The organism is Stenotrophomonas sp. YJH_SMC_101-4 (genome assembly GCF_059370395.1).
This window is the reverse complement of sequence record NZ_JCAFTP010000005.1, coordinates 186548-210565: the sequence shown is the minus strand read 5'-3', so window position 1 is coordinate 210565 and position 24018 is coordinate 186548. Positions and strand designations below refer to the sequence as shown.

General features: G+C 62.4%; 20 protein-coding genes. 3 read left to right on the top strand and 17 right to left on the bottom strand.

Annotated elements, in window-relative coordinates:
* Positions 1-17: 17 nt before the first annotated feature.
* The 17 genes from AC5P8D_RS17500 to AC5P8D_RS17420 form a co-directional block, all read right to left on the bottom strand.
* Positions 18-872: a GNAT family N-acetyltransferase gene (locus tag AC5P8D_RS17500; protein WP_312785471.1), complete on the bottom strand. Its 855-nt coding sequence runs from the start codon at positions 870-872 to the stop codon at positions 18-20.
* Between the two features lie 93 nt (positions 873-965).
* Positions 966-1949 carry a glycosyltransferase family 2 protein gene (locus AC5P8D_RS17495; RefSeq protein ID WP_312785470.1) on the bottom strand — a complete coding sequence of 328 codons (984 nt, stop codon included), beginning with the start codon at positions 1947-1949 and terminating at the stop codon, positions 966-968.
* Positions 1946-2392, bottom strand: a complete 447-nt coding sequence (locus AC5P8D_RS17490; RefSeq protein WP_495203530.1) for a GtrA family protein — start codon at positions 2390-2392, stop codon at positions 1946-1948. Before AC5P8D_RS17490 ends, AC5P8D_RS17495 begins: the two co-directional genes overlap by 4 nt.
* Positions 2389-2934 carry a hypothetical protein gene (locus AC5P8D_RS17485; RefSeq protein ID WP_495203529.1) on the bottom strand — a complete coding sequence of 182 codons (546 nt, stop codon included), beginning with the start codon at positions 2932-2934 and terminating at the stop codon, positions 2389-2391. Before AC5P8D_RS17485 ends, AC5P8D_RS17490 begins: the two co-directional genes overlap by 4 nt.
* Complete coding sequence (locus AC5P8D_RS17480) at positions 2931-6008, bottom strand: glycosyltransferase (protein ID WP_495203528.1); 3078 nt, start codon at positions 6006-6008, stop codon at positions 2931-2933. Before AC5P8D_RS17480 ends, AC5P8D_RS17485 begins: the two co-directional genes overlap by 4 nt.
* 1 nt (position 6009) lies before the next feature.
* Entirely contained in the window at positions 6010-8295 is a 2286-nt protein-coding gene (locus AC5P8D_RS17475; protein ID WP_495203527.1) for an ArnT family glycosyltransferase, read from the bottom strand.
* 20 nt (positions 8296-8315) lie between these two features.
* Complete coding sequence (gene gmd, locus AC5P8D_RS17470; RefSeq protein WP_312785465.1) at positions 8316-9287, bottom strand: GDP-mannose 4,6-dehydratase; 972 nt, start codon at positions 9285-9287, stop codon at positions 8316-8318.
* Positions 9284-10195, bottom strand: a complete 912-nt coding sequence (locus tag AC5P8D_RS17465; RefSeq protein ID WP_495203526.1) for a GDP-mannose 4,6-dehydratase — start codon at positions 10193-10195, stop codon at positions 9284-9286. Before AC5P8D_RS17465 ends, gmd begins: the two co-directional genes overlap by 4 nt.
* Entirely contained in the window at positions 10192-11655 is a 1464-nt protein-coding gene (locus AC5P8D_RS17460) for a class I SAM-dependent methyltransferase (protein ID WP_495203525.1), read from the bottom strand. The genes AC5P8D_RS17465 and AC5P8D_RS17460 overlap by 4 nt, the downstream gene beginning before the upstream one ends.
* A 62-nt stretch (positions 11656-11717) precedes the next feature.
* Entirely contained in the window at positions 11718-12941 is a 1224-nt protein-coding gene (locus AC5P8D_RS17455) for an ABC transporter ATP-binding protein (protein WP_312785462.1), read from the bottom strand.
* Positions 12938-13732 (bottom strand): ABC transporter permease, encoded by a 795-nt coding sequence (locus AC5P8D_RS17450; protein ID WP_495203524.1) that lies wholly within the window; start codon positions 13730-13732, stop codon positions 12938-12940. Before AC5P8D_RS17450 ends, AC5P8D_RS17455 begins: the two co-directional genes overlap by 4 nt.
* The gene (locus tag AC5P8D_RS17445) at positions 13729-15114 is read right to left on the bottom strand and encodes a glycosyltransferase family 4 protein (RefSeq protein WP_495203523.1); all 1386 of its coding nucleotides are present in this window, start codon (positions 15112-15114) and stop codon (positions 13729-13731) included. The genes AC5P8D_RS17450 and AC5P8D_RS17445 overlap by 4 nt, the downstream gene beginning before the upstream one ends.
* Positions 15115-15165: 51 nt before the next feature.
* Complete coding sequence (locus AC5P8D_RS17440) at positions 15166-16338, bottom strand: cystathionine gamma-synthase (protein ID WP_495203522.1); 1173 nt, start codon at positions 16336-16338, stop codon at positions 15166-15168.
* Between the two features lie 123 nt (positions 16339-16461).
* Positions 16462-17832 carry a pyridoxal-phosphate dependent enzyme gene (locus tag AC5P8D_RS17435; RefSeq protein WP_197579066.1) on the bottom strand — a complete coding sequence of 457 codons (1371 nt, stop codon included), beginning with the start codon at positions 17830-17832 and terminating at the stop codon, positions 16462-16464.
* A 300-nt stretch (positions 17833-18132) separates the two neighbouring features.
* The gene (locus AC5P8D_RS17430) at positions 18133-18369 is read right to left on the bottom strand and encodes an HP1242/YdcH family protein (protein WP_005407964.1); all 237 of its coding nucleotides are present in this window, start codon (positions 18367-18369) and stop codon (positions 18133-18135) included.
* A 324-nt stretch (positions 18370-18693) separates the two neighbouring features.
* Positions 18694-19578 carry an OmpA family protein gene (locus tag AC5P8D_RS17425; RefSeq protein ID WP_100050049.1) on the bottom strand — a complete coding sequence of 295 codons (885 nt, stop codon included), beginning with the start codon at positions 19576-19578 and terminating at the stop codon, positions 18694-18696.
* The gene (locus AC5P8D_RS17420; RefSeq protein WP_010480631.1) at positions 19575-19940 is read right to left on the bottom strand and encodes a DUF4398 domain-containing protein; all 366 of its coding nucleotides are present in this window, start codon (positions 19938-19940) and stop codon (positions 19575-19577) included. The genes AC5P8D_RS17425 and AC5P8D_RS17420 overlap by 4 nt, the downstream gene beginning before the upstream one ends.
* A 121-nt stretch (positions 19941-20061) precedes the next feature.
* Here AC5P8D_RS17420 and AC5P8D_RS17415 point away from each other — a divergent pair, with 121 nt between their 5' ends.
* Genes AC5P8D_RS17415 through AC5P8D_RS17405 form a run of 3 tightly spaced genes read left to right on the top strand, consistent with a single transcriptional unit; the run spans position 20062 to position 23972 of the window.
* Positions 20062-21189: a PilT/PilU family type 4a pilus ATPase gene (locus AC5P8D_RS17415; protein WP_043398800.1), complete on the top strand. Its 1128-nt coding sequence runs from the start codon at positions 20062-20064 to the stop codon at positions 21187-21189.
* A 58-nt stretch (positions 21190-21247) separates the two neighbouring features.
* A complete protein-coding gene (locus tag AC5P8D_RS17410) occupies positions 21248-22531 on the top strand; it encodes a putative DNA modification/repair radical SAM protein (RefSeq protein WP_414614756.1) in 1284 nt (427 codons plus the stop codon).
* The gene (locus AC5P8D_RS17405) at positions 22512-23972 is read left to right on the top strand and encodes a UdgX family uracil-DNA binding protein (RefSeq protein WP_495203521.1); all 1461 of its coding nucleotides are present in this window, start codon (positions 22512-22514) and stop codon (positions 23970-23972) included. Before AC5P8D_RS17410 ends, AC5P8D_RS17405 begins: the two co-directional genes overlap by 20 nt.
* The last annotated feature ends 46 nt before the right edge of the window (positions 23973-24018 follow it).

Here is a 24018-nt window from a genome sequence, read left to right as displayed (position 1 = left end):
GGCCCCTCCCCTGAGACTCAGAACGCATCGAAGTCGAGCACGCTGAACAGCACGCTGCCACTTGCTGGAGCCTTTACCCGCTCATCCAGTGCACGGTAGATCAGGTTCAACGGGCTACTGCGGAAGCGCGCAGGCAACTCCCGCCATGCTCCTTTGAGCGCCCCCATCGATCGGGGTACGAGACCCAAGTGAAGACGCAGACCAAGGGGCGCCGATGCCGTCTGCACGCCGTCAATCGGGGTTGGCAGCTCTGCGAACGCTGAGAGCATGAACTTGCCCGTGGACGCGGATGCAGACAGCCGCCCCGTGCTTGAACGCGCCAGACGGTAGCCTCGCTTTGGATTCGCGCATCGCCATTGCAATGTTCGCTGGTCCCACTCCCGTCGGAACTGGACGTCGTCCTGTTTGTTGGCCGTCGCTTCAGGCAACAACGAACCAACACCGATCTTGGCGTCCAGCGGGCCGACTAGGTCGAAGCCCAACTTGCGCAGGAAGCCCGGCGTTGAGTTTGCATTGGCGACACCGTAAATGCCTGCCATGCCCTGAGCTGCACCGTCAGCGTAGGTTCCGTCAGCCAGCTTGGTGAAAAGGCCTCGTCCCTGGTAGTCCGGATCCGTCGCCGTGTTGAGCGAAAGCATGACCCGGCAGACTTTTCCATCAACCACGGCTTGCACAGGAATGCAGGCATAGTGCGCGGCCAATCGTTCGCCGTCCCAGGCGTCCAAGCCGATTACAGGACCTGCTGGATTATGCGCGTACAACCACTCCAGATAGACCGTGTCCAAGTGGGTTGCCTGCGGGAAGCACTTGGCGAAAATCGCCTGATAGTGCCGGAGGAGTTCGGGAGCAGTACCGGCCGGGCGGATATCCATTGGTGCCTCTGTTCTGGTTCGGTTGATACGCAAGTGGTAATCCGGACTTGCCACGGGCGAGTCCGGATGTCCCCGGTGGCCGATTATAGGGAACTATGCCTGGCGCCTTGGAACCAAGACTCCTGTCAATGGGCGACGCGGTACCGATGCAATGTCATAGCCTACGAATGCCAACAGGAACTGCAGGCCAGACACTGCGGCTACAGTGGCAATCATGACCGTGCCCAATGGAGTGGGAACGCCATTCTGTGCTGACTCCCACCAGTGCCAGCCGCCAAAGAACAGTGCCAACAACAGAAGTGCCAGCGCAGCGACCAGTTCGAACGAAGCCACCGAAAGATCACGCAGGAAGTAGCTGTAGCCTATACGCTTGAACGTATTGCGGGCGTGCTTGAAGGCAAACTCTCCGAGAATCTTGCCGACCTTCAACCCGCTTTCTTCATCTCCATAGAGGGCATCCATGGGGATGTCAACCACTACCGCCCGCATCGTATTTAGCCGGAACAGGATGTCGGTTTCGAAGAAGTAGCGCCTGCTGATCTGCTCCATCGGCAGGTGGCTCGCCACTGGCAGGCTGATCGCCGTATAGCCATTCGTGGGGTCGAACAGGTCCCAGTAACCGGACGAAGCCTTTGACATGAAACTCAATCCAAGGTTGCCCACGCGGCGCAGCAAGGGCATCTGCTTGATCTGGCGCAGGTCCCAGAACCGGTTCCCCTTAGTGTAGTCAGCCTCACCGCGCAGGATGGGCGCGATGAACTGTGGCAGCAGTGTTGGATCCATCTGGCCATCGCCATCGATCTTGACCGCCACCGCTGCGCCGTCAGAGATGGCCTGGCGATACCCTGTCATCACCGCGCCGCCAACTCCCTGGTTGACCGCGTGGCGCAGGACCCGGACACGTGGGTCGCTGACATTCGCTTCGATGAAGTCGCCGCTGCCCTCCGGGCAGGCATCATCCACACAGTAGATGGTGTGGACCTCTGGGCCGACGGACGCCACCACTGACTGGATATGCCGTTTCACCTTGTAGCAGGGAATGACCACAGCAACGATAGCGGAAGATGGGACACTCATCGATAGATCCAGTGCTTGGAAATGAAGAAACTTGCCAGGGCAAGTAGAAGATCGCAGGCGGGTTTGGCGATCCATGCCCAGCCGATGCCCGCATGATGACCGACCACCCAGACCAGGCCCGAACTCAACAGGCTCATCAGCACCCAGGTCATTGCAAAACGCAGACCCTGCGTCCGGCTCAACCTGGCAACATTCTTTCCGTCGGTGAATGTGTATTTGCCGTTGAGCCAGAAACCGAAGGCGGCCCCCCCCACGCGTCCCACGAGATTGGCAGCCACCAGAGGTGTACCGCCCCACGAGAGGACCACGAACAATGCCCAATCGATCACCAACTGTACGCCGCCAATGACACCGAACTTCAGCATCTGGCCAAGTACAGGGCCGAGCCGCTCACGTAAATAGGTGATCCGCGGCGAGCATCTCATGGACGGAATCAACTTCATTGGATGGACAGCACCGTCTCCGCCTCAAAAGCGCAACGGCCCGCGCTCGGACCGTCACCCACCACCAGTGACAGGACGTAACGGCCTGGAGCCAGCGTCACCAGCTCCAATGGAACCGTCAGTCCAGCGTTGACTGGGCGAGTTTCGGCAAATCGCGGACTGTCGCTGACGTCAGGCCGTTCCGAACGCACTGCCTTGAAATAGATTGAGGCACCTGCTTCATTGCGCAGCTCAAGGTAAGCGTCAGGCTGCTGGACTACGCTGCCGTCCACCGCCCACCCTACCGCACGCGTCGACGCCGTGCGCGGCAGGGACCAACCGTCCGCACCATGCCTCGCACCTTCAATGATATCCAGATAACAGGCCTGTCCAGGCGCCATCTTGGCCTGTTGCATCCAGTCGGGCACTGCCACCATTGGCGCCGCGCCCGGCCCCTCCGGTCCACGCCCCCCTTGGTTCGGCTCCATGCTAGCCGGCCCCTCGGCTCGACCACAAGCCGACAGGATCAGAGCGGTCACCAGAGTGAACAGGATCGGCCTCATGCCTGGCGTCCTTGCAACAGGGCCCCGAAATACTCCGCATGCGCCTCGGCCTGGCGCTGCAGGGTGAAGCGCTGACTGCGCTCTCGGCCAGCGGCAACCATTGCTTCGACATAGGAATCATCGGTTGCCACCCGATTGAGAGCCTCAAGCATCTCTGCCGGATCCTCAGGGTTGGCCAGGAGATGGCTTGCACCTTCGCCAATCTCGCGCAACGAGCTGTTGTCGGCGGTGATAACCATGGTTCCGCAGGCCATCGATTCGACCACGGGCAAGCCGAAGCCTTCGTACAGCGACGGATAGACGAAGGCACGCGCCCCACTGTAGAGCGCTGGCAGGTCCTCAATCGGCACGTAACCAAGCGTCTGCACGCGATCTCCGGCGGACGCCATCAAACGGCGGAGGTCTTCATTCTTCCAGCCGGCAGCTCCGACCACCACCAGCTTCTCGTCACCCTTGAAGGACAACATGGCCTGCAGAAGGGTCTTGAGATTCTTGCGAGGCTCGATGCTCCCTACGTACAGGAAGTACTTCTGGGGAAGGCCATAGCGCTGCTCGACGCTACGACGCTGGATCTGCGAGGCCGGCTTGAAGACATCATGGTCTACCGCGCAGTGAATGGTCGTGATGCGCTCCTCCGCAATGCCGTAATGATGAATGAAGTCCCGACGACTATTCTCGGAAATCGCCACGAACTTCGCCCCCTCCTTCACTGCGCGCTCGAAGTTGCTCGAGCACAGCTTGATATTCTCTTCAGTATGGAACTGAGGATGCGACAGGAACGTCGTGTCATATACGACCATCACCGCATCCGTTCCGAGTCCCTTTGGATAGACATTGCCGGAGCAGTAGACCAGATCCATGCCAGGTACGAAGTGGTCTTCATCGCGATAGGCAGGGAGTGGGCCGCGATAGGTCGTCATGCCGCTGCCAAGCAGCGTAGTCAGGCCTTTGCCCTTGCCAGGTACATAGTCCGGATGAACGAAGTCGCCGAATCCCGGAAGCAACAGGTAATCATGCCGGCGCCCATGGGCTGCCTGGTGGGCAGATATGCCCTTGACCAGAGTAGCTACATAGCGACCAACACCGGAGACTTCTCCGACCATCGCGCGGGATGCATCAATGGCGATACGTGGCCGCATCTTGGCAGGAACCGCATCGGAGTTCCGCGTTCCATCAACAATGTCAGCAATGCGCGCATGCATGCGTTGCGCCGAATGCCTCAAGGACCAATGGTTCCGGACGTCCTGCGCGGCCTGCTGGCCCTTGGCGCGTGCCTCCCCCTGATTCTCGAAGGCCCGGCGCAGCAGGTCCACCAGATGGTCTTCATCCGGCAACGCCCATTTGAAACCATCGTAGTAGGGGCATTTTGCCTCGGCGGGCACCAGCGAAACCTGCAACGGATAGCTGTTGTCCTCATCCATGAAGGCCTGCTGCGCGCTCCAGTAACTGGCGATCACCGGCACTCCGCAGGCCATTGCCTCCAACAGCGGCATTCCCCAGCCCTCACCTCGGGTCGGGAGAACGAAGCAATCGGCCGAGCGGTACAACTGGGCGATCTGGTAGTACGGCACTGATTCGTTAACCGAGTACACGACACGCCCGCCTTCCGGATCCAACTGCAGGCTGCGGATAATCGCGTCCGGATCGACACCCGGATCATGGTTGGAATACTTGCAGATGAGCACCACCGGATCAGTACGCCGGAACGCACGGTTGAACGCCCTCAGCAGTATCTCCGGCGACTTGCGCTCACCCCACTCGAACACCGACAGGAAAGTGAAGACTCCCTCGATGCGCTCGCTCTTGATCCTGGTGTTGAAGTAATTGGTATCGATCAGCGCAAGAGGCATGACCCGCACAGGCACTTTCACGCCGCAGCGCTGGAAGGTCCACTTATTGAACTCAGTGGGAACCCATACCTCATCCACGGAATTGCAACCATGCACCCAGTCCTTGGGAATACCGGTGGTTTCCAGCATCGTGTAACCAATCCGGTATCCCTCGCTGACCTTGTCAAACGCGTCAGCCTGGCCATATACCAGCTGCGGGGCGCTGCTGCCCGGGGAAGAGCGCTGCTTGATCATCTCCAGCATGTAAACGCCAGTATTCTGCGTCTTCACTTCACTGATCGGCAGCACGGTACCCGGTCCATACAGGTACTCGTAAGACACCGAAATACCGGTCTCGTCCAGGCCCAGCGCGATCTGCCGCGCCGTCATGGCATAGCCAACCGGTCGGAAGAACGTGGAATGAAGATTCAACTTGTACTTGTAACGTGCATCGAGCACATCCTTCCACTTGCCCAGGAATGTCTCCTTGGACTTGAGGAACATGTCGTTGAGGTTGACCTTGTTGACCGAGGTCGACCCATGCTCGCGATGACGAACCGTCAGCGTTCCACAGTTCATGACCCGGAAACCAGCAGCACGGGCCTTCAGGCAGTAATCGGTATCTTCGTAGTAGGAGAAAAAGTCCTCATCGAGGAAACCGACAGCATCCATTACTTCGCGCCGGATATAGACGCAGGCGAACACCACCCCTTCGACATCCTGATCAAAGCCGTACTGATTGATGTCCTTCTCGCCGGAGCCAAGTTGCTGGCCCCAGTAGCTGCGGTCAGGCATGTACGTGCCCGCGTGCTGGAAGTCGTCAGCATCAAGGCGACGTATGCGGCATCCGACCACGCCGGCACCCGCATACCCATATGCCGTGGCCTGGAGCTTGGAAATCCAGTCCGGATCATCGATCTCGGTATCGTTGTTGAGCAGGATCACATCACGATCGCGATCGATCAGTTTCAAAGCGGCGTTGTTACCCCGGACAAAGCCGAGATTCTCGCCATTGAAGATGGTCGAGATGCCCGGCACCTTCTTCAGGTACTCAACGGTACCGTCCGTGCTGCCATTGTCGGCGACGATGACTTCCACTGCATTGGTGTCGGTGTTGCGAAGCACGCTGTCCAGGCAGGGCCTGGTGTACTCGAGACCATTCCAGGTCAGGATCACCACCGAGACAGGACGCGGAGCCGGGGCCGATTCGGCCGGCACAATGGTGGTACGGTTCTCAATGATCATATCAGTCCACCTTGTAGATGCTGCAGGTACCGGTGCCCGGAATGCGGGATGCGTGGGTTACTTCGATACGGTCGTCGGCGAGCACATACCTGGCCTCGCTCAGCGTGCGCGCATCTATTGAGCCACCGTCGGGAAGCATGCGTACCGCAACCGGCAGATAGGGCAACCAGAATGCATTGTCGACCAGTTCCCGGCGGCCACTGGCAACCACTGCGACGCCTCCCGGATCGTGGGCGACCATCTCCTGCGCAAGGGCGCTGCAGCCCGCATCGAATGCGCCTGGGCTGCGACTCAGTTCTCGCCATGTCGCCATGTTGCCGGCCAACAGCCACGCCCCCAACAACACGAGCTGCAGGGCACGCCGCAACCACCCCTCACTCACCACGGCAATGGCAATGATAAGCGCCGCGAATGCCAGGAACCACCAGCGACTGAGGCGATACATCTGCGCCTCCATGCTGTCCACGGTTGAACCGAACCACGGATTGAGGTGCAGCTTGAGCACCAAAATGAACAGGACAGCCGCGCCGAGGATCGACACGATCACGCCCCAGTACGCGTACCAGCCTGCAGCGGACTGCTCGCGCCGTGGCCGCGGCAAGAACAACAGCATCAGCAGCAACGGAAACGACGAGAAGTAGTAGCGACTGTGCCAGCGCCCCAACCCACCGAGGTCACTCGGGGCAATGCCTACGGTGAAGACGATGGCCATGCCGATGGCGCCGGCCGTGGCCATCAGAAGGAACAGAGTTGGGTTGAACTCACCACGCCTGCTTGCCTGCTCCCGCGTGGCCAACAGCAAGCCCACACCAGCAGCCAGCGACAGGCTGAATGGAATTGCCAGGATCGTTAGATGGCCGAGCAGCAAGCCGGCGAATCCATGCAGATCGGACATCACCGTGTCGCGCCATCCATGGAGCCGATTTCCGTACATGCCGAGCCCGTCGGTTTCCGGGGATGACAGTCCGATCGAAACTCCCTTGAATACGGCATAGCTGACCAGCACCGCCAGCAGCCAGATCGGCCGAACCATGAACTGGCGCAGCGTGTGCTCCTTCAATGCAACTACGCCCATGGTTGCCAGCAATGCCAGCAGAACGGTAATACCATTCAGGCGCACATTAAGCAGCAAGCCGATCGTCACGCCAAATACAACAGCCGCGGCGACCGAGCCTTGCCGCTCCAGGAAGCGCAGGCCAGCCCAGCACGCCCACAGGTACAACGGGAAGTAAAGAACTTCGGTCGCCGCATAGGCCGAGATGAACACTCCCGGTATGGCAATGGCGGCCAGAGCGACGAGTACACCCAAGCGGGCATCCAGGAACCGGCGGGCGATCAGATAGGCGGGGAAAACTGCCGAGGCTACAATCAGCGCATTGATCAGCCGCACCCCGATATAGAACGACTCGCCCGCCATGAAACTGGGCGCGATCAGGTAGGGGTAGAGCATGTTCGGCAGATTTGTCGCGTGCAGAATCTGGTCTGGCGAGGGAATGCCCGATCGCCCGCCACCTGCCCAGATTCCGCTGGCGATCATCTTGTAGGCGTATTCGTCACCGGACCAGTACGGCAACATCTGTGCGGCGAGGAAGCGGACCAGGGTGCCTCCAAGCCACAAGGCGCTCAGCAGCGCCCACGGTACTGGTGCTTTCCTGCCACTCAAACCGTGAGTAGTCCACCGCGCGAACACAAGAACGAACGCGGCCAAGGCGACGAGCACGAAGGCACGCAACAGATGGCCGATCCAGATTTTCCATTTGGGAACATGCACAACCCGGATGTCACTGATATGCAGGCCCGCTGGACCGTCATAGAAGATGCGAAGTGACACCACTTCCGGAACGTCCGGGCCAACGTCCATCATGTCCGACCAGCGAACCGACGTCTGCCCAGGTTGTGTATGGAAACTACGCTCCTGAGCAGGACTGTCGTATCCAGGAGCAAACAGATCTACCACAACATCCGCCGGCGCACCGGGTGCGGTGTCCACCGAGAAAGAGAACGCGTAACGCTGCTGCGACTGCAACCGGAACTGCCCTGACACCATGTGCAAAGGCAGCTTTCCCGATGCCCGGAAACCATTGCCATCTGCTTCGAATCCGTCCATCTGGACGGACTCGGCCTGCAGCTGCGGAGAACGACGCGGATCGGCCTGGTAGGCACCCCAGCTGACGAACAACAGCATTGAAATAGCCAGAACAACCGCTGCCAACGCGATCGGGCCAGGCCGCTTCTGCCGTTGCTGCTCGATGCCTACATCCATTCGATCACCCACATCAACTCCCATGGTTTGTTCCCGGCTGAGCCTCAGGCCTTGAGACGTCGCAGGTCGGCTTCCACCATCATGGTGATCAGCTCCTGCAGGCTGGTTTTGGGCTGCCAGCCGAGCTTCTGCTGCGCCTTGGCCGGGTTGCCAAGCAGCACATCCACTTCTGCGGGGCGCATGAACTTCTCATCGATGACCACGTGGTCGCGGTAATCCATGCCCACGTGGGCAAAGGCGATTTCGCACATTTCGCGCACCGTGGTGGTGATACCCGTGGCGATGACGTAGTCATCAGCCCTATCCTGCTGCAGCATCAGCCACATCGCCTCGACGTAGTCTCCAGCAAAGCCCCAATCTCGCTTGGCATCGATGTTGCCCAGACGCAGTTCGCTCTGCATGCCCAGCTTGATGCGGGCAACGGCGTCGGTCACCTTGCGGGTTACGAATTCAATGCCACGCAGCGGGGATTCATGGTTGAAGAGAATGCCGCTGGAGGCATGCATCGCGTGGCTTTCACGGTAATTGACCGTAGCCCAGTGGCCCATCAACTTGGCCACGCCATAGGGGCTGCGCGGGTAGAAGGGCGTTCTCTCGTCCTGCTTCTCCGCCTGGATCAAACCGAACATTTCGCTGGTGGATGCCTGGTAGAAGCGTGCCTGCGGATTGGTGATGCGCACGGCCTCCAGAATGTTGAGTACGCCAACACCGTCCACCTGGGCAGTCAGGATAGGCTGCTGCCAGGAGCTGCCGACGAAACTCTGCGCACCGAGGTTGTAGACCTCTTCGGCGCGCGAAACCTGCATTGCACGGATCAACGAGGACAGGTCCGAGATATCGCCATCGATCAGCTTCACCTGCGTCTCGATTCCCAGTTCTCGCAAACGCCACAGCGTGTCGGTACTCCGACGAGCGAGAATGCCGTGAACGTCGTAGCCCTTTTCGAGCAGCAGTTTGGAGAGGTAGGCACCGTCCTGGCCGGTGATGCCGGTGATCAACGCGGATTTCTTGCTCATGAGGTTCTCACTGATGTCAGGATGTCGTTCAGGGTTTGATCAAAGCTGATCGTCGGCCGCCAGCCGGTCTGCTGAGTTGTCTGTGACGCATCGGCCACCATCCGTCGCTGGTCGGAGGGTCGCAGGCGCGCGGGGTCGACGCGCACTTCCGCGGTGGTCCCCGCCAGCGTCAGCATCTGCTGGAGGACCTTCGCCACGGTGCGCTCAACGCCGGAAGCTACCAGATAGCGGGTCTGTGCAGTGCCCTTGGCGAGAATGGCGGCATAGGCGGCGACCACATCTCGCACGTCGGTGAAATCGCGGGTAGCCTCGATATCCCCGACGTCGATCACTGGCGGCTGCCGCCCCTCCTTGATGGCCACCACCTGGTGGGCCAGGGAGGATACAACGAAGTCGCGGCTTTGCCCCGGACCGATATGATTGAACGGCCGAGCGATCAGGACGTCCCGATGCGTGCGGCGCCCCCACTGCAGACATAGTTCCTCGGCGGCCAGCTTGCTGGAGGCATAGGGGTTGCCCGGGCGGGGCACGGTCGCTAGGTTGACCGGCAGGTCATCCAGGTCGACGCGTCCATAGATGTCGCCGGAACTGATGTACAGGAAGCGCCCACGGAACTCGGTGATCGTCAGCGCTTCGAGCAGATTCAACGTGCCGATGACGTTGATTTCGTAGGTTTCCCGTGGTTGCGCGATCGCCCGGGGAACGAAACTCTGCGCTGCAAGATGAATTACGTCGGTTGCTCCCACTTCAGCAACGAATTCCGCTACCGCTGAGGCATCGCGCAGGTCACGGCCACCAGGCCAAGCGACAGCCTGCACGTTCTCACCGAACATGCCCGCATCGACAGCCGCCAGCAGGTGCCTGCCAACGAAGCCACTGGCGCCAGTAACCAAGAGGCGCGAGCTCATGGTCGTGACACCGACTTTCGTGCAATCACTGCGTAATCAAGTGATTGATGATGGGGCTGGACCAAGGCGTTGATGGTTTCCGCCCCAGGTACATCGGCAGCCACGAATGCGATATCCGAAGCAGGACGTGCCTCGAACAGGGCCTGGATGTCGGACTGCACGAAACCGCGTGCGCTCACGACCCAGCGCAGCATCTGCGGGGGAAGCGGATTGCGGTGAGTGGGATCCATATAGAAGGTCCACTGGGCCACCCGGGCGTTCTCCGGATTCGGGGTTTCGGCAATAAGGCCACCTCCAGGCACCAACACGCGCTGGGCTTCGTCGATCAGCTCGATCAACGAGGCGAAATCCAGGTGCTCGGCGAGGTGGAACAGGGAAACCACGCCCACCGATGCGTCAGGCAGGGACCTGAGCTTGGACAGTGCATCACCGAACTCAACGTCAAGCTCCTTGCGCAAGCATTCCCGAATGAAGAGCATGTTCAGGTCGACACCCGATGCCTTCAGCCCGGCTTCCCGCAGAAGCTCCAGCCACTCCCCCCTACCGCAGCCCAGGTCCAGGACCGGTGCATTGGACGTACCGGCTCCGACATCGCTGATGAACTTCAGGTAGGGCTGCAGGCGCAGGCGAATCTGCTCCTGAGGCCCACGGAAATGGTCCTCGAAATCGGCATAGAGTTGGTCAAGGTGCGACTCCACCGCGGACGTACGCATCTCGACATCACGGACCGGCACCTGCAGCGCTGTGGCGGCAACCGGCACCCTGGGAACAGGGCCAGCCTGCAACTCAGCGAGCTTCTCGCCCAGCGTCTCGATCTGGAGCGCCAGAGCATCGACATCCTCACGGGTTGGCAGAACTGCGATACTGCGGGCCTGAGAGCCGATCTGGACAGCTTGCTCGGCAGCAGTGCGCGTCAGCAATCTCTGCGCATGCTGGAGGTTGCCACTTACCGCCGCGATATGCGTATCCAATACGCGTTCGTTGCGGTGCAGGCGCACCAGTGCATGCCCCCAGTGCAGGAAGCGACCGATCACAGGGAGCCGACGCCATTCGTGCAGTTTGTAGGGCAGGAGCAGACCATCGATATGAATGCCTTTGCTTTCCCCCTCGTCCGACCAACGAATCGCACCAAGTATCTCGACCTTGGTGCGAAGGCCCGCTCGCAATGAACGCAGATGTCCCTGCGCGCCCTCGTCAGGCTCACGAAGAAGAATGGCGCGATAGACATTGACGATGAAAGCAACATCGTCGTAGCCAAGGAAATCGGCAACGACATATTCGCTCTTGATCGGAAACTCCCCGGTCGGAGGCGAAGCAACGAAGCTCGGCGATGAAACTCCCAGATCTGTCATGGAGGGAGTAGCTGCAAGAGGCATGCTCAAGTCACCTACACCAAGGCGCGTACGCACCCGTCGCATTACTTCGTTGGCCGACAGCATGGATTCCTGATTGGCTGCCATGTTCAATTCTCTCGTCTAGTCTGCATAAAGATGGAATGGCCTGAGGCTCGAAACAGTACCGATCAACTCTGGGTGATCGAAATCTGCGATGGCAACCAACTGGTGCCAACGAAGTACTGCTTGTCAAGGTTTGCCACGGAGAACACCAGCGCCATGTCGCGCCACTGGTAATTCTTGCCAAGATGGTCGCGCGTGTCGCTGAGCGAGATCGATACCGAGTACGTTCCCGGACCGAGCTCGGCCTGGAAATCGATGTCGAAGGTCAATATCCGACCGGCCGCAACGTTTTCCAGCATCTGGTCCGTATGGAAAGTGTTCGTACCAAAGATGGCCTGGCCAAGCCGGTCACGGATCATGTAACCCAGAACCAGCCGTTCCAGATCCTGGCGAGTCCTGACCGTAATACGCAAACGCACCGGTTCGCCCACCGCAACATACTCGGTGGCCTTGCCATGCACGTCCATCAGCGACACCGATTCGATGGTGGCTTCACCAGTCCCCGACTCGACCGTGGTACCACCATCTTCCCGCGCAGTCAGATTGATTGTGCCCTGCTCCTTCTGGGCGATGAGTGCATTGTAATAGTCCATTACCTGTTTCGGCTCACCATCCATCACCATGGTGCCGCCATCAAGCAGGATCGCGCGATCGCAGAGCACCTGCACGGCAGTCGGGTCGTGCGAAACGAACAGCAGGCTCGTTCCTTCGGCCTGGAATGCCTTGATCCGGTCAAAACACTTGTGCACGAAGTAGGCGTCGCCGACGGAAAGCGCCTCGTCGACAATCAATAGATCGGGGCGAAATGCTGTTGCGACACTGAAGGCCACGCGCATCTGCATGCCGCTGGAGTATGTCCGGACCGGCGCATCAAAGTACTCGCCAATCTCGGCGAATGCCTCAATCGCGTCTATCGCATCGGCGATAGCAGCCTGTGCATGCCCCATCAGACCCGCAGCATGGAACACGTTCTGCCGGCCAGTCAGGTCCGGGTTGAAGCCCATGCCGAGTTCCAGGATGGCGGCAACCTTGCCTGACTGCACCACCCGGCCGCGGGTCGGTTGCGACGTCCCGGTGATCATCTTCAGCAGCGTGCTTTTACCAGCGCCGTTCTGTCCTACGATGCCCACGCTCTCACCCCGCCCCACGGCGAAGGAGATATCACGCAGCACCCAATGCTGCTCGATAGGCTTGAAGGGTAGGCCGAACCAAGAAAAAACGCGCATCCACTCGCTGCGCCAGGTCGAATAGGACTTGCCGACGTCCTGCACGGTCAACAAGGAGCTCATAGGGCATCCACCATATCGGCACCGGATTTGCGGAACATCACCAACGCCATCACTGCCAGTACAGCGGTAACGATCACCAGCATGCTCAACTGGTCCCAGGCTGGCGGCTTGTTGTAGACCAACACGTTCTGGTAGCTGCTGACCAGTGCGTACAATGGGTTGTAGGCAAACCACGCCTGCAGCTTCGGAGGCAGCGTATTGAGGTTGTAGACAACAGGTGTAAGCCAGAACAGCGCATTCAGCACCACCGGCACAATCTGGCCAAGGTCACGCATGAATACGTTGATGACCCCAAGCAGCGTCCCCAAGCTGACAGACAATGCAAGCGTCATCAGGATCAGCAGCGGGAGCCAGAGCGCGTTGCTGTCCGGATAGTGACCAAGCGCCGCAAACACACCGAAAATGGCGCAGGTCAGCAACAGATTGGTAACCAGCATCGTTCCTGCCGCGATGATGGGCAGGCACAGCCGCGGAAACGCCATTTTCTTCATCAGATTGCCATTGTCGATGAACAGGTTCACGCATCGACTCAGCGTTTCGGAGAAGAGGGTCCAGAACAGCATGCCTGCCATCAGATAGAGGGCATAAGCATATTTGTTGTTGACGCCCGGCAGTTTCGCCGACAGCACTTCAGACAGGATCAGTGCGAAGATCAGCACCTGCGCCAACGGGTGGATGATCATCCAAAGTCCGCCCAGCTTGCTGCGGGCGAACCGGGCCCGCAGATCGTTCCTGATCGAGGACAGGATGAAATAGCGATAGCCCCAAAGGGAGCGCAGTACATTGATCACGTGGATGCAGCCTCGTTGTCCGCCGCATCGTCGCGGTCGGCGTGGTCCAGACCGGAGGGCCGATCAAGATGAGTCGCGAACAGCCGGCCGGTACGCTCCAGCGACATGTCCTGCAGGATGGTCGCACGCCCGGCTTGGGCGACACGCAAGGCATGCTCCGGATCCGCCACGACACGTTGCATCTGCTTCGCCGCATGGTCGATGTCCGGCTCCGCCCATACCTGGCCTTCCGCATGAGGATACTGGCCCGGCCTCACCGGCACCAAGCTGTAGTCGACAAGGAAACTGTTGCCCTCATCCATGAAGTCGCGATTGCCCGACCATGCCGTTGCAATCACCGGTTTTCCAAGGCGCATGCACTCGGCCATGCCCAACCCCAGGCCTTCGGCACGATGCAGGGATACGTAGCAGTCGCTCAGTGCCTGTAGTGCATTGACGTGACTGACGTCGATCACCCCATCACGCAACATGATGCGTGGGTCGCCTTGGGTTGCCATTGCAAGCCGGCGCAGCAACTCCGGGTTCCGCATGCCGTTGCTCGATTTCAGCAACAGCCGGACGTCATTCCGATCTGCGGGGAATGCGCGAAGGAAGGCGTTGATCACCCCTTCCGGGTTCTTGCGGTCCAATGACGAATTGCAGTCAAAAGTGCATAGGAACACGTATGCATCATCCGGCAACCCGAGATGGCCCCTGGTCAAAGCACTGGTGGCGGCCGGCAGGAGCGGAAAGGGAATACGGGTGACCGGCTTGTCGGTAACAGCCCGGAACGCTTCAGCGACGAACGCGGTAGCCACTACGATCTCATCCACCTGCTCGATAGCTCCCCTCCAAGCCTCCGGAGCCTGCGGCAACTCCCAGAACCAGCAGCCGATCACACGCCTGCCCAAGCGCTGCCGACCCACCGAATCAATTGCCGCATCGAACTGATCAGGATTGACGAACACCACCGTGGTATCAAAGCTTGTGCTGGATGCAGCAACGTGCCCGGCCAAGCTTCTGTCAGCACGTGAGTGCGGAATATCGATGTCCGAATCAATCAGGGTTACCGGATACCCAACCTGCAGCAGCGCGCTGGAGTAAGCACGCGCACTGACGCCCAATCCGAACTGACCACTGATGTACCCCAGCAGATTGGCACCGCTGCTGAAGGAGTCCGTCGCCGGCAGTACACCCGGCACCGGTGGTGTAGCGGGCGCAGGCCAGTCGCCAAGATTGCCAAAGCTCACCGAGGCGAACAGCTTGCGGTCGCGCCGCTGGCGGATGCGCTCACGCAGATGCTGCGGCAACAGTGCGCGATAGGCGGCGACCGCCCCCCGCCTGATCCACGCGGAAAACGAGACCGACGCCACCGACGGGCCAGCCAACGCATGGCGGGTCATGAGCAACTACCGGTTTGGGTTGCCCTCATCGGAGCAGAGATCACTCTCATCTCAACCCAACGCCCTTTCCAGATCCACCTGCAGATCCCCCAGATCCTCCACGCCCACGCTCAGCCTTACCAGCGCATCACTGATCCCCAGCTGCTCCCGCCGCGCAACCGGGATCGAGGCATGCGTCATCACCGCCGGGTGGTTGACCAGGCTTTCCACGCCACCCAGCGACTCGGCCAGGGTGAACAGCTCGGTCTTCTCGCAGAAGCGCTTGGCCGCCTCGAAACCGCCCTTGAGGACGATCGAGACGATGCCGCCGTAGCCGCCCATCTGGCGGGTCGCCAGCTCATGCTGCGGGTGCGACGGCAGGCCCGGGTAGATCACCTTTTCCACCGCCGGATGCTTTTCCAGCCACTGGGCCAGGGCCAGCGCGTTGGCGCAGTGCGCCTTCATGCGCAGCGGCAGGGTCTTCAGGCCACGCAGGGCCAGGAAGCTGTCGAACGGGCCCTGCACGCCACCCACCGAGTTCTGCAGGAAGGCCATCTGCTCGGCCAGTTCGGCGTTGTCGCCGACCACCACCATGCCGCCGACCATGTCCGAGTGGCCGTTGAGGTACTTGGTGGCCGAATGCAGCACCAGGTCCGCGCCCAGCTCCAGCGGACGCTGCAGCATCGGCGAGGCGAAGGTGTTGTCGACCACCACGATCAGGCCATGGCGCTTGGCGATGGCGGCAACCGCGGCGATGTCGACGATCTTCAGCATCGGGTTGGTCGGGGTCTCGATCCAGACCATCTTCGTCTTCGGCGTGATGGAGGCTTCAAACGCCGCCAGATCGGTCAGGTCGACGAAGCTGAAGTCCAGCCCGGCGGTGCGGCGACGCACACGCTCGAACAGGCGGAAGCTGCCGCCGTAGATGTCGTCCATCGCCACCACGTGGCTGCCGGCGTCCAGCAGTTCGATCACGGTCGAGCTGGCCGCCATGCCCGAAGCGAACGCAAAGCCGCGGGTGCCGCCTTCCAGCGACGCCACGCACCGCTCATAGGCGAAGCGGGTCGGGTTGTGGGTACGCGAGTACTCGAAGCCCTGGTGCTCGCCCGGGCTGGACTGGGCATAGGTCGAGGTGGCGTAGATCGGTGGCATCACCGCGCCGGTGCTGGGATCGGGCGACTGACCGCCGTGGATGGCCAGGGTAGCCAGGGCCAGCGCGCGGTCGGGCGAAGAGGAGTTGGACATGTCGTTTCCTGAATGGCGCCGACGTGCGGCGCCGTCAAAGGATCGGGAGTCTATCAGCGCAGCCTTAACGAGCTTTGACGCAAATAAACCGGAATTCAGTGGTGATCTGCAGCGATCAGCGGCTTACTGCACGCGGCGGCGCAGATAGTTCAGCAGGTCGATACGGGTGATCAGGCCCAGGAAAGTGTCGCCGTCCATCACGATCGCCACCTGCCCGCGGTCGAACACCGGCAGCAGCGCCTCGATCGGCGACTTCACGTCCAGCCGGTCCAGCTTGCTGACCATGGCGGTGGCGACGGTGTCGCGGAAGCGCGCCTCATCGCCATACACATGCAGCAGCACGTCGCTTTCGTCGACGATGCCGACCAGCTGGTCGCCGTCCATCACCGGCAGCTGCGACACGTCATACAGCTTCATGCGCTGGTACGCGGTGGTCAGCAGGTCGTTCGGGCCGATCACGACAGTGTCGCGCTGGCCGTACGGGCGCAGGATCAGGTCGCGCAGGTCGCCGTGCTGCGGGCGTTCCAGGAAGCCGTTGTCCAGCATCCAGTAGTCGTTGTACATCTTCGACAGGTACTTGTTGCCGGTGTCGCACACCAGCACCAGCACCTTCTTCGGCGTGGTCTGTTCCTTGCAGTACTTCAGGGCCGCCGCCAGCAGGGTGCCGGTGGACGAACCGCCCAGGATGCCTTCCTTGCCCAGCAGCTCGCGCGCGGTGTGGAAGCTCTCGGCGTCGCTGATGGCATAGGCCTTCTTGACGCGGCTGAAGTCGGAGATCGACGGCAGGAAGTCCTCGCCGATGCCCTCCACCAGCCAGCTGCCCGACTTGTCGTTCAGATTGCCGTCGTTGATGTACTCGGCCAGGATCGAGCCGACCGGATCGGCCAGCACCAGCTCGGTCTTCGGCGACAGCTTGGCGAAGGCGCGCGACAGGCCGGTCATGGTGCCGGAGCTGCCACAGCCGAACACGATGGCATCGAGGTCGCCGCCCATCTGCTCAAGGATCTCCGGGCCGGTACCGAATTCATGCGCGGCCGGGTTGTCCGGGTTGCCGAACTGGTTGATGAAGTACGCGCCCGGGGTCTGCTCGGCGATGGTCTTGGCCAGATCCTGGTAGTACTCAGGGTGGCCCTTGGCCACGTCCGAGCGGGTCAGACGCACTTCAGCGCCCATCGCCTTCAGGTTGAAGATCTTTTCCCGGCTCATCTTGTCGGGAACGACCAGAATGAGCTTGTAGCCCTTCTGCTGGGCCACCAGGGCCAGGCCCAGGCCGGTGTTGCCTGCGGTGCCCTCGACCAGGGTCGCGCCGGGCTTCAGGTCGCCGCGCTTCTCCGCCGCTTCGATCATCGACAGGCCGATGCGATCCTTGATCGATCCGCCCGGGTTGGCGCTCTCCAGCTTCAGGTAGAGCTCGCAGACGCCGGTGTCCAGGCGCTGGGCCTTGACGATCGGGGTCTGGCCGATGAGTTCGAGGACGGAAGAATGGATGGGCATTCGGAGGACTTTCGGTTCGCGCCACGCAGGGCCGGACCGATGATTATCCGACGGATGGCGATGAAAGTCAGGTCGCTGCGGCAGCGGCGTGCCCGCCGTAAAAAAGAGATGCGGACGGCCCCGGATCGACGAGGAGACCGGTACCGCCCGCATCGGTGAGTCGTGCCTGCAGGCCAAGGCACCACCGCTTGTGGTGCCTTGGCGCGGCCGCCTCATCGGCGGTGCCGCGATGCCGGGGCAGAAGCGCCCGGCGGGGCCATCGATGGCCGGGTCACGCCGTTCCGGGCGTGACGGGGTGCGTCAAAGCGTGGGGGACGTCGTTGGGAGCGGTGTTTCGTACATTCGCAGAAGTCGTTGCTTGGCCAGCAGCTTTTCGCGCTTCATGCGACCCAGGGTGACATCATCGATCGGGAGTACACCCAACTCCGCGTCCATGCACTTCTTGTTCAACTTGCGGTGCTGGTCATGGAGTGCCCTGAACTCCGGATCACGCGCGCGACGGGCGTCGATCTCGCTCTGGGGCTGATCTTCAAACATGATGGACCTCCTTCGACAGATACACGAACGCCCCGGCCGCAAGGCACGGGGCGTTGTTCATGGAGGAGCGCCGGTCGATGGCCACCTGGACGCCTGCAACGACCTGCGGCACTGGCCTGCGCACGTCGATTCGCTGCGGTTCGCGCCCTGTTTGCATCGGCCCGGCCCTCCCATCGTCCGGTCCGCGGCATTGCGTCCCGGACGATTGACCCTACGCCTGCTCAAGGCGGGGTACAAGACCCCTGCGGCAAAAAGACCGAACCCCGCCGGGGCGGGGTTCAGGCTGAATGCTCATCACAACGAAAAACAAACAATATCAATCAATTACGGGGCAATAATGACCTCGGCCGAGCGCGCCTGGGTGGAGGCCGCCTTCTTGCCGGCGAGCTGGATCCGGTTGCTGGCGACACCGGCCGCGACCAGGGCATCGCGCAGCGCTTCGGCACGCTTCTGGCCCACGCCGTTCGCGTTGTCGTAGGCCTCGATGCGCAGGCGGCCCTTCTTGCCGATGTTCAGGTATTCGGCCAGTGCCTTGGCCTGGTTGCGGGCCCCGCCGGACAGGCTGGAGGCGCCGGCGGTGAACGCGTCACCACGGAAGGTGAAGACCTCGCCGCGACCATCGAACTTCGAGGCCGGCAGTTTCTGACCGGACACCAGCTCGGCTTCCTCGCGGGCCAGCTTGGCGGCGTTCTGCTGGGCGGCGCTGAGGCGCTGCTGCTGCTTGCCAGCCACGCTGGTCAAGGCGTTCTCGGCGTCCTGGCGGGCCAGGGTTTCGGCCTCGGCGGCCTGGCGCAGGCGCTCGGCCTCCTCGGCCTGCATCTGTGCCTGCATGCGCAGCTGCTCGGCCTCCTGGCGGGCACGGGCGGCATCGCGGCGGCTGGCCTCGATCAGCAGGTCACTGCGGGTGCGATCAAGGCGATCGACCTCACGCGCGGCCAGTGCGGTACGCACGGCGGTCTCGGCAATCTCCACCCGGCGCTCGGCCAGGTAGGTGGCCAGCTCCTGGTCGCGGCGCTTGGCCTTGTCCAAGGTGGCGATGGCCTGCTGGGCCTGCATGCGCTCGAAGGCGCCCAGCTCAGCGGTGTCGGGATTGGCCTGGATGGCCATCAGGCGCTGGCTCAGCTGCGCCACCATCGGGTTGTCGGCGGCCACGGCCAGGGGCGGCAGCGCCAGCAGCGCGGCCAGGGTTGCGGCAGTCATCGGCTTCACCGGCGGTCCTCCCCGGTCGACAGCTGGCGTTGCAGCTGGTTGACCTCGTTGCGGCGCAGCTGCAGCTGGGCAGTCACGGTGGCTTCCTCGCTGCGGACGCGGGCCAGGTCGGCATCGGCGGCGGCGCGCAGGGCGATCGCCGGGGCGTTCTTGCGCTCGCGGCGGTCGCCGGCAGCACGCTGGGCCTGCTCCAGCCCCTGCCGGGCCAGCCCGATCAGGTCCGGGGCGTACTGGTCGGCGTCGGCCTGGGTGGCCTTGTCGACCGCCTGCCGGGCCTGGGCCAGTTCCAGTGCGCCGTCCTGCGCCCAGGCGGGGGCAGACAGTGCGAATGCAAACGCCATCACATACAGGCCATGGCGCATTCGTGCGAAGCTAAGTCGTTTCATTGGGGAGGCCGTACCGGTTGTCGGTTCACGGCCATTGTCGTCAAGCCGACACCGTGCTGGCAACGGGCGTCGGCCGTTTCGTTGGGGAAAATTCGCAATGGATATCGGCTACTTCCTGAAGCTGATGACCGAAAAGAACGCTTCGGACATGTTCCTGACCACCGGAGCACCGGTCTACATCAAGATCGAGGGGAAGCTTTATCCGCTGGGCAACACCGGCCTGCCGCCGGGCATGGTCAAGAAGATCGCCTACTCGCTGATGGACGAAGGCCAGGTGCCGCAGTTCGAGCGCGAGCTGGAGCTCAACATGGCCATCGCCCTGCCCGATGCCGGGCGCTTCCGCGTCAACGTGTTCAAGCAGCGGGGCGAGGTCGGCATGGTCATCCGCGCCATCCGCAGCCGCATCCCGAGCATCGAGGAGCTGAACCTGCCGCAGGTCCTGAAGGACGTCATCATGACCCCGCGCGGGCTGGTGCTGGTGGTGGGGTCCACCGGTTCCGGCAAGTCCACCTCGCTGGCGTCGATGATCGACCACCGCAACAGCACCACCACCGGTCACATCCTCACCATCGAGGACCCGATCGAGTACCTGCACAAGCACAAGATGTCGATCGTCAACCAGCGCGAGGTCGGGCTGGACACCCATGCCTTCCACAACGCGCTGAAGAACGCGATGCGTGAAGCGCCGGACGTGATCCTGATCGGCGAGATCCTGGACGCGGAAACGATGGAGGCCGCCATCGCTTTCGCCGAGACCGGCCACCTGTGCCTGGCCACCCTGCACTCCAACAACGCCGACCAGACCATCGAGCGCATCCTCAACTTCTTCCCGGAAAGCGCGCACAAGAACGTGCTGATGAACCTCGCGCTGAACCTGCGTGCAGTGATCAGCCAGCGCCTGGTGAAGAACAAGGAAGGCCGTCGCCTGCCGGCCACCGAGGTGCTGATCAACACGCCGATGATCCGCGACCTGCTGCGCCGCGGCCAGGTGCACGAGATCAAGGCTGCGATGGAAGGCTCGCTGGAGGAAGGCATGGAGAGCTTCGACCAGTGCCTGTTCCGGCTGGCCAAGGCTGGCACCATCGAGCAGGAGGAGGCCCTGCGCGCGGCCGACTCGCGCGATGGCCTGGCGCTGAAGTTCCGCCTGTCCGAAGGCAGCAGCGGCGAACACGACCCGTACGCGGATTTCTCGGCCGGCGCGCCGAGCATCACCCACGGGTTCTGACCTGAAGGGTTCAGGGGCGGTCTCATCCAATGAGACCGCCGATCCGTAGGTTTCCGCAATGGAAACCATCCGCAAGCTTGCCATCCTGGCTGACGCCGCCAAATACGATGCCTCCTGCGCCTCCAGCGGCTCGGGCAAGCGCGACTCACGCGCCAGCGGCGGCATCGGCAGCACCGAAGGCATGGGCATCTGCCACAGCTATACGCCGGATGGCCGTTGCGTTTCGTTGCTGAAGATCCTGCTGACCAACTTCTGCGTCTACGACTGCGCGTACTGCGTGAACCGCGTGTCCAGCAATGTGCCCCGCGCGCGCTTCAGCGTGGACGAGGTGGTCGCGCTGACGCTGGACTTCTACAAGCGCAACTACATCGAGGGCCTGTTCCTTTCCAGCGGCATCATCCGCAATGCGGACTACACCATGGAGCAGATGGTGGAAGTAGCGCGGCAACTGCGCGAGGAACACCGCTACGCCGGTTACATCCACCTCAAGACCATTCCCGAAGCGTCGCCGGAACTGCTGGCCAGTGCCGGGCGCTACGCCGACCGGCTGTCGATCAACGTGGAGCTGCCCACCGAAGCCGGGCTGAGCGCGCTGGCACCGGAGAAGACCGTACAGTCGATCCGCGGTGCGATGGGCGAGCTGCGCTGGCGCATCGAGGAAGCCAAGGAAGCGCGCAAGGCGCCAGCATTGGTCGCGCCGGTGACCATCCGCAGCGCGCGTCCGCGCCCTCCCCGCTTCGCACCGGCCGGGCAGAGCACGCAGATGATCGTCGGCGCCGACGGCGCCAACGACCGGCAGATTCTCGCCAGCGCCGATGCGTTGTACGGCAACTACCGGATGCGCCGGGTGTACTACTCCGCCTTCAGCCCGATTCCGGATGCCAGCCGCCAGCTGCCGCTGCAGCCGCCGCCCCTGCAGCGCGAGCACCGCCTCTACCAGGCCGACTGGCTGCTGCGCTTCTACGGCTATGGCGTGGATGAAATCACCGATACCACCCAGGCCGGCATGCTCGATCTGGACATCGACCCGAAGATGGCCTGGGCGATCCGCCACCCAGAACGCTTCCCCGTGGATCTCAACCGCGCGCCGAAGGAAATGCTGCTGCGCGTACCCGGGCTGGGCGTGCGCAATGTGAAGCGGGTGCTGATGGCGCGCCGCCACGGTCGCCTGCGGGTTGCCGATGTGGCACGCCTGAAGGCGCCGATGAGCAAACTGCTGCCATTCGTGCTGCTGGCCGACCACCACCCGCGCAGGGCGCTGGACGATCCGGCGGCGCTGCGCGCCCAATTGGCCCCACCGCCCCGTCAGGGATCGCTGTTCGATGCCCCACCGCCAGCCTGACGCACAGCGCTGGTCGCTGCGGGTGGAGCCGCCGTGGTCACTGGAGGCCTGGCGCAACGGTGCCCGCGAAGCCCTGTTGCGCGGCATCGCACCGGACCAGCTCGACTGGCTGGAGGGCAGCGACGCATCACTGCTGGATGCGCCGGCGGTCAGCTCCGCGCCCGTGCTGGCCGACGCCGGCGTGCCGAACGTACCGCGCGACTTCCTTGAACTGGCGGCCACCTGCCTGTGCCACCGCGATATGCAGCGCATGGCCCTGTTGTACCGGCTGCTGTGGCGCATCACCCATGGCGAGCGCTCGGTGCTGTCGAATCCCGCCGATGCCGACGTGCTGCGCGCAACCGCGCTCGCCCAGGCCGTTCGCCGCGATACCCACAAGATGAAGGCGTTCGTGCGCTTCCGCGAGGTGCCCGGCCAGCCCGAGGCGTTCATCGCGTGGTTCGAGCCACAGCACCACATCGTCGATCGGGTGGCGCCGTTTTTCGCGCGCCGCTTCACCGGCATGCACTGGGCCATCCTGACGCCGTCACGCAGCGTGGCATGGGATGGACAAGCGCTGGCCTTCGGCCCCGGCGCACGGCGCGAGGACGCCCCGGCAGAGGATGCACGGGAGGCGCTGTGGCAGACCTATTACGCCAGCATCTTCAATCCGGCGCGGCTCAATACCCGGATGATGATGCAGGAGATGCCGGCCAAGTACTGGCGCCACCTGCCCGAGGCGCAGCTGCTGCCGCGCCTGGTGCGCGATGCGGGCGATCGCGTGCAGGAAATGCATGACCGGCCCGCGCAGGCACCGCAACGGAAGATACCTGCGCGGGCGCTGGCGCCAATGCCCGCCGCCGACGCCAAGGGATTGCAGACACTGCGCCAACAGGCGCTGGCCTGCCGCCAGTGCCCGCTGTGGGAAGCGGCCACGCAGGGGGTGTTCGGTGAAGGCCCGGCCGATGCCCCGATCATGGTGGTCGGCGAGCAGCCGGGCGACGTCGAGGATCTGCGCGGCCAGCCATTCGCCGGCCCGGCCGGCCAGCTGCTGGATCGTGCCCTGGCCGAGCTGGGAATCGATCGCGCCACGCTGTACCTGACCAATGCGGTGAAGCACTTCCACCATGAGCGCCGCGGCAAGATCCGGCTGCACAAGCGTCCGGAAAGCCGCCACATCCAGGCCTGCCGGCCATGGCTGATGGGCGAGATCGCGCGGGTGCGGCCGCAGGTCATCGTCTGCCTCGGCGCAACCGCGGCAGCCTCGGTATTTGGCCGTGATGTCAATCTGTCACGCGACCGTGGACGCTGGCACACGCTGGAGGACGGCACCCGCGGCTACGCCACCGTGCATCCGGCGTGGGTGCTGCGGCAGGGCGATGGCGCCCGCCGCGAACAGGCCTATGCGCTGTTCCGCGATGATCTCGCGCAACTTCTGCAAGAAGGGGACGGAGGGGATTAAGTCGTATATGCATTTACGACGTAATCCACTCCGCCCCTTTTTTTGG

Excerpts from the sequence above, each read along its gene's own strand:
- AC5P8D_RS17440 (WP_495203522.1), bottom strand. The coding sequence starts at position 16,338 with ATGTCCAACTCCTCTTCGCCCGACCGCGCGCTGGCCCTGGCTACCCTG.
- AC5P8D_RS17420 (WP_010480631.1), bottom strand. The coding sequence starts at position 19,940 with ATGCGCCATGGCCTGTATGTGATGGCGTTTGCATTCGCACTGTCTGCC.
- AC5P8D_RS17500 (WP_312785471.1), bottom strand. The coding sequence starts at position 872 with ATGGATATCCGCCCGGCCGGTACTGCTCCCGAACTCCTCCGGCACTAT.
- AC5P8D_RS17460 (WP_495203525.1), bottom strand. The coding sequence starts at position 11,655 with ATGGCAGCCAATCAGGAATCCATGCTGTCGGCCAACGAAGTAATGCGA.
- AC5P8D_RS17415 (WP_043398800.1), top strand. The coding sequence starts at position 20,062 with ATGGATATCGGCTACTTCCTGAAGCTGATGACCGAAAAGAACGCTTCG.
- gmd (WP_312785465.1), bottom strand. The coding sequence starts at position 9,287 with ATGAGCAAGAAATCCGCGTTGATCACCGGCATCACCGGCCAGGACGGT.
- AC5P8D_RS17455 (WP_312785462.1), bottom strand. The coding sequence starts at position 12,941 with ATGAGCTCCTTGTTGACCGTGCAGGACGTCGGCAAGTCCTATTCGACC.
- AC5P8D_RS17475 (WP_495203527.1), bottom strand. The coding sequence starts at position 8,295 with ATGGGAGTTGATGTGGGTGATCGAATGGATGTAGGCATCGAGCAGCAA.
- AC5P8D_RS17410 (WP_414614756.1), top strand. The coding sequence starts at position 21,248 with ATGGAAACCATCCGCAAGCTTGCCATCCTGGCTGACGCCGCCAAATAC.
- AC5P8D_RS17430 (WP_005407964.1), bottom strand. The coding sequence starts at position 18,369 with ATGTTTGAAGATCAGCCCCAGAGCGAGATCGACGCCCGTCGCGCGCGT.
- AC5P8D_RS17445 (WP_495203523.1), bottom strand. The coding sequence starts at position 15,114 with ATGACCCGCCATGCGTTGGCTGGCCCGTCGGTGGCGTCGGTCTCGTTT.
- AC5P8D_RS17495 (WP_312785470.1), bottom strand. The coding sequence starts at position 1,949 with ATGAGTGTCCCATCTTCCGCTATCGTTGCTGTGGTCATTCCCTGCTAC.
- AC5P8D_RS17435 (WP_197579066.1), bottom strand. The coding sequence starts at position 17,832 with ATGCCCATCCATTCTTCCGTCCTCGAACTCATCGGCCAGACCCCGATC.
- AC5P8D_RS17485 (WP_495203529.1), bottom strand. The coding sequence starts at position 2,934 with ATGAGGCCGATCCTGTTCACTCTGGTGACCGCTCTGATCCTGTCGGCT.
- AC5P8D_RS17480 (WP_495203528.1), bottom strand. The coding sequence starts at position 6,008 with ATGATCATTGAGAACCGTACCACCATTGTGCCGGCCGAATCGGCCCCG.
- AC5P8D_RS17465 (WP_495203526.1), bottom strand. The coding sequence starts at position 10,195 with ATGAGCTCGCGCCTCTTGGTTACTGGCGCCAGTGGCTTCGTTGGCAGG.
- AC5P8D_RS17405 (WP_495203521.1), top strand. The coding sequence starts at position 22,512 with ATGCCCCACCGCCAGCCTGACGCACAGCGCTGGTCGCTGCGGGTGGAG.
- AC5P8D_RS17490 (WP_495203530.1), bottom strand. The coding sequence starts at position 2,392 with ATGAAGTTGATTCCGTCCATGAGATGCTCGCCGCGGATCACCTATTTA.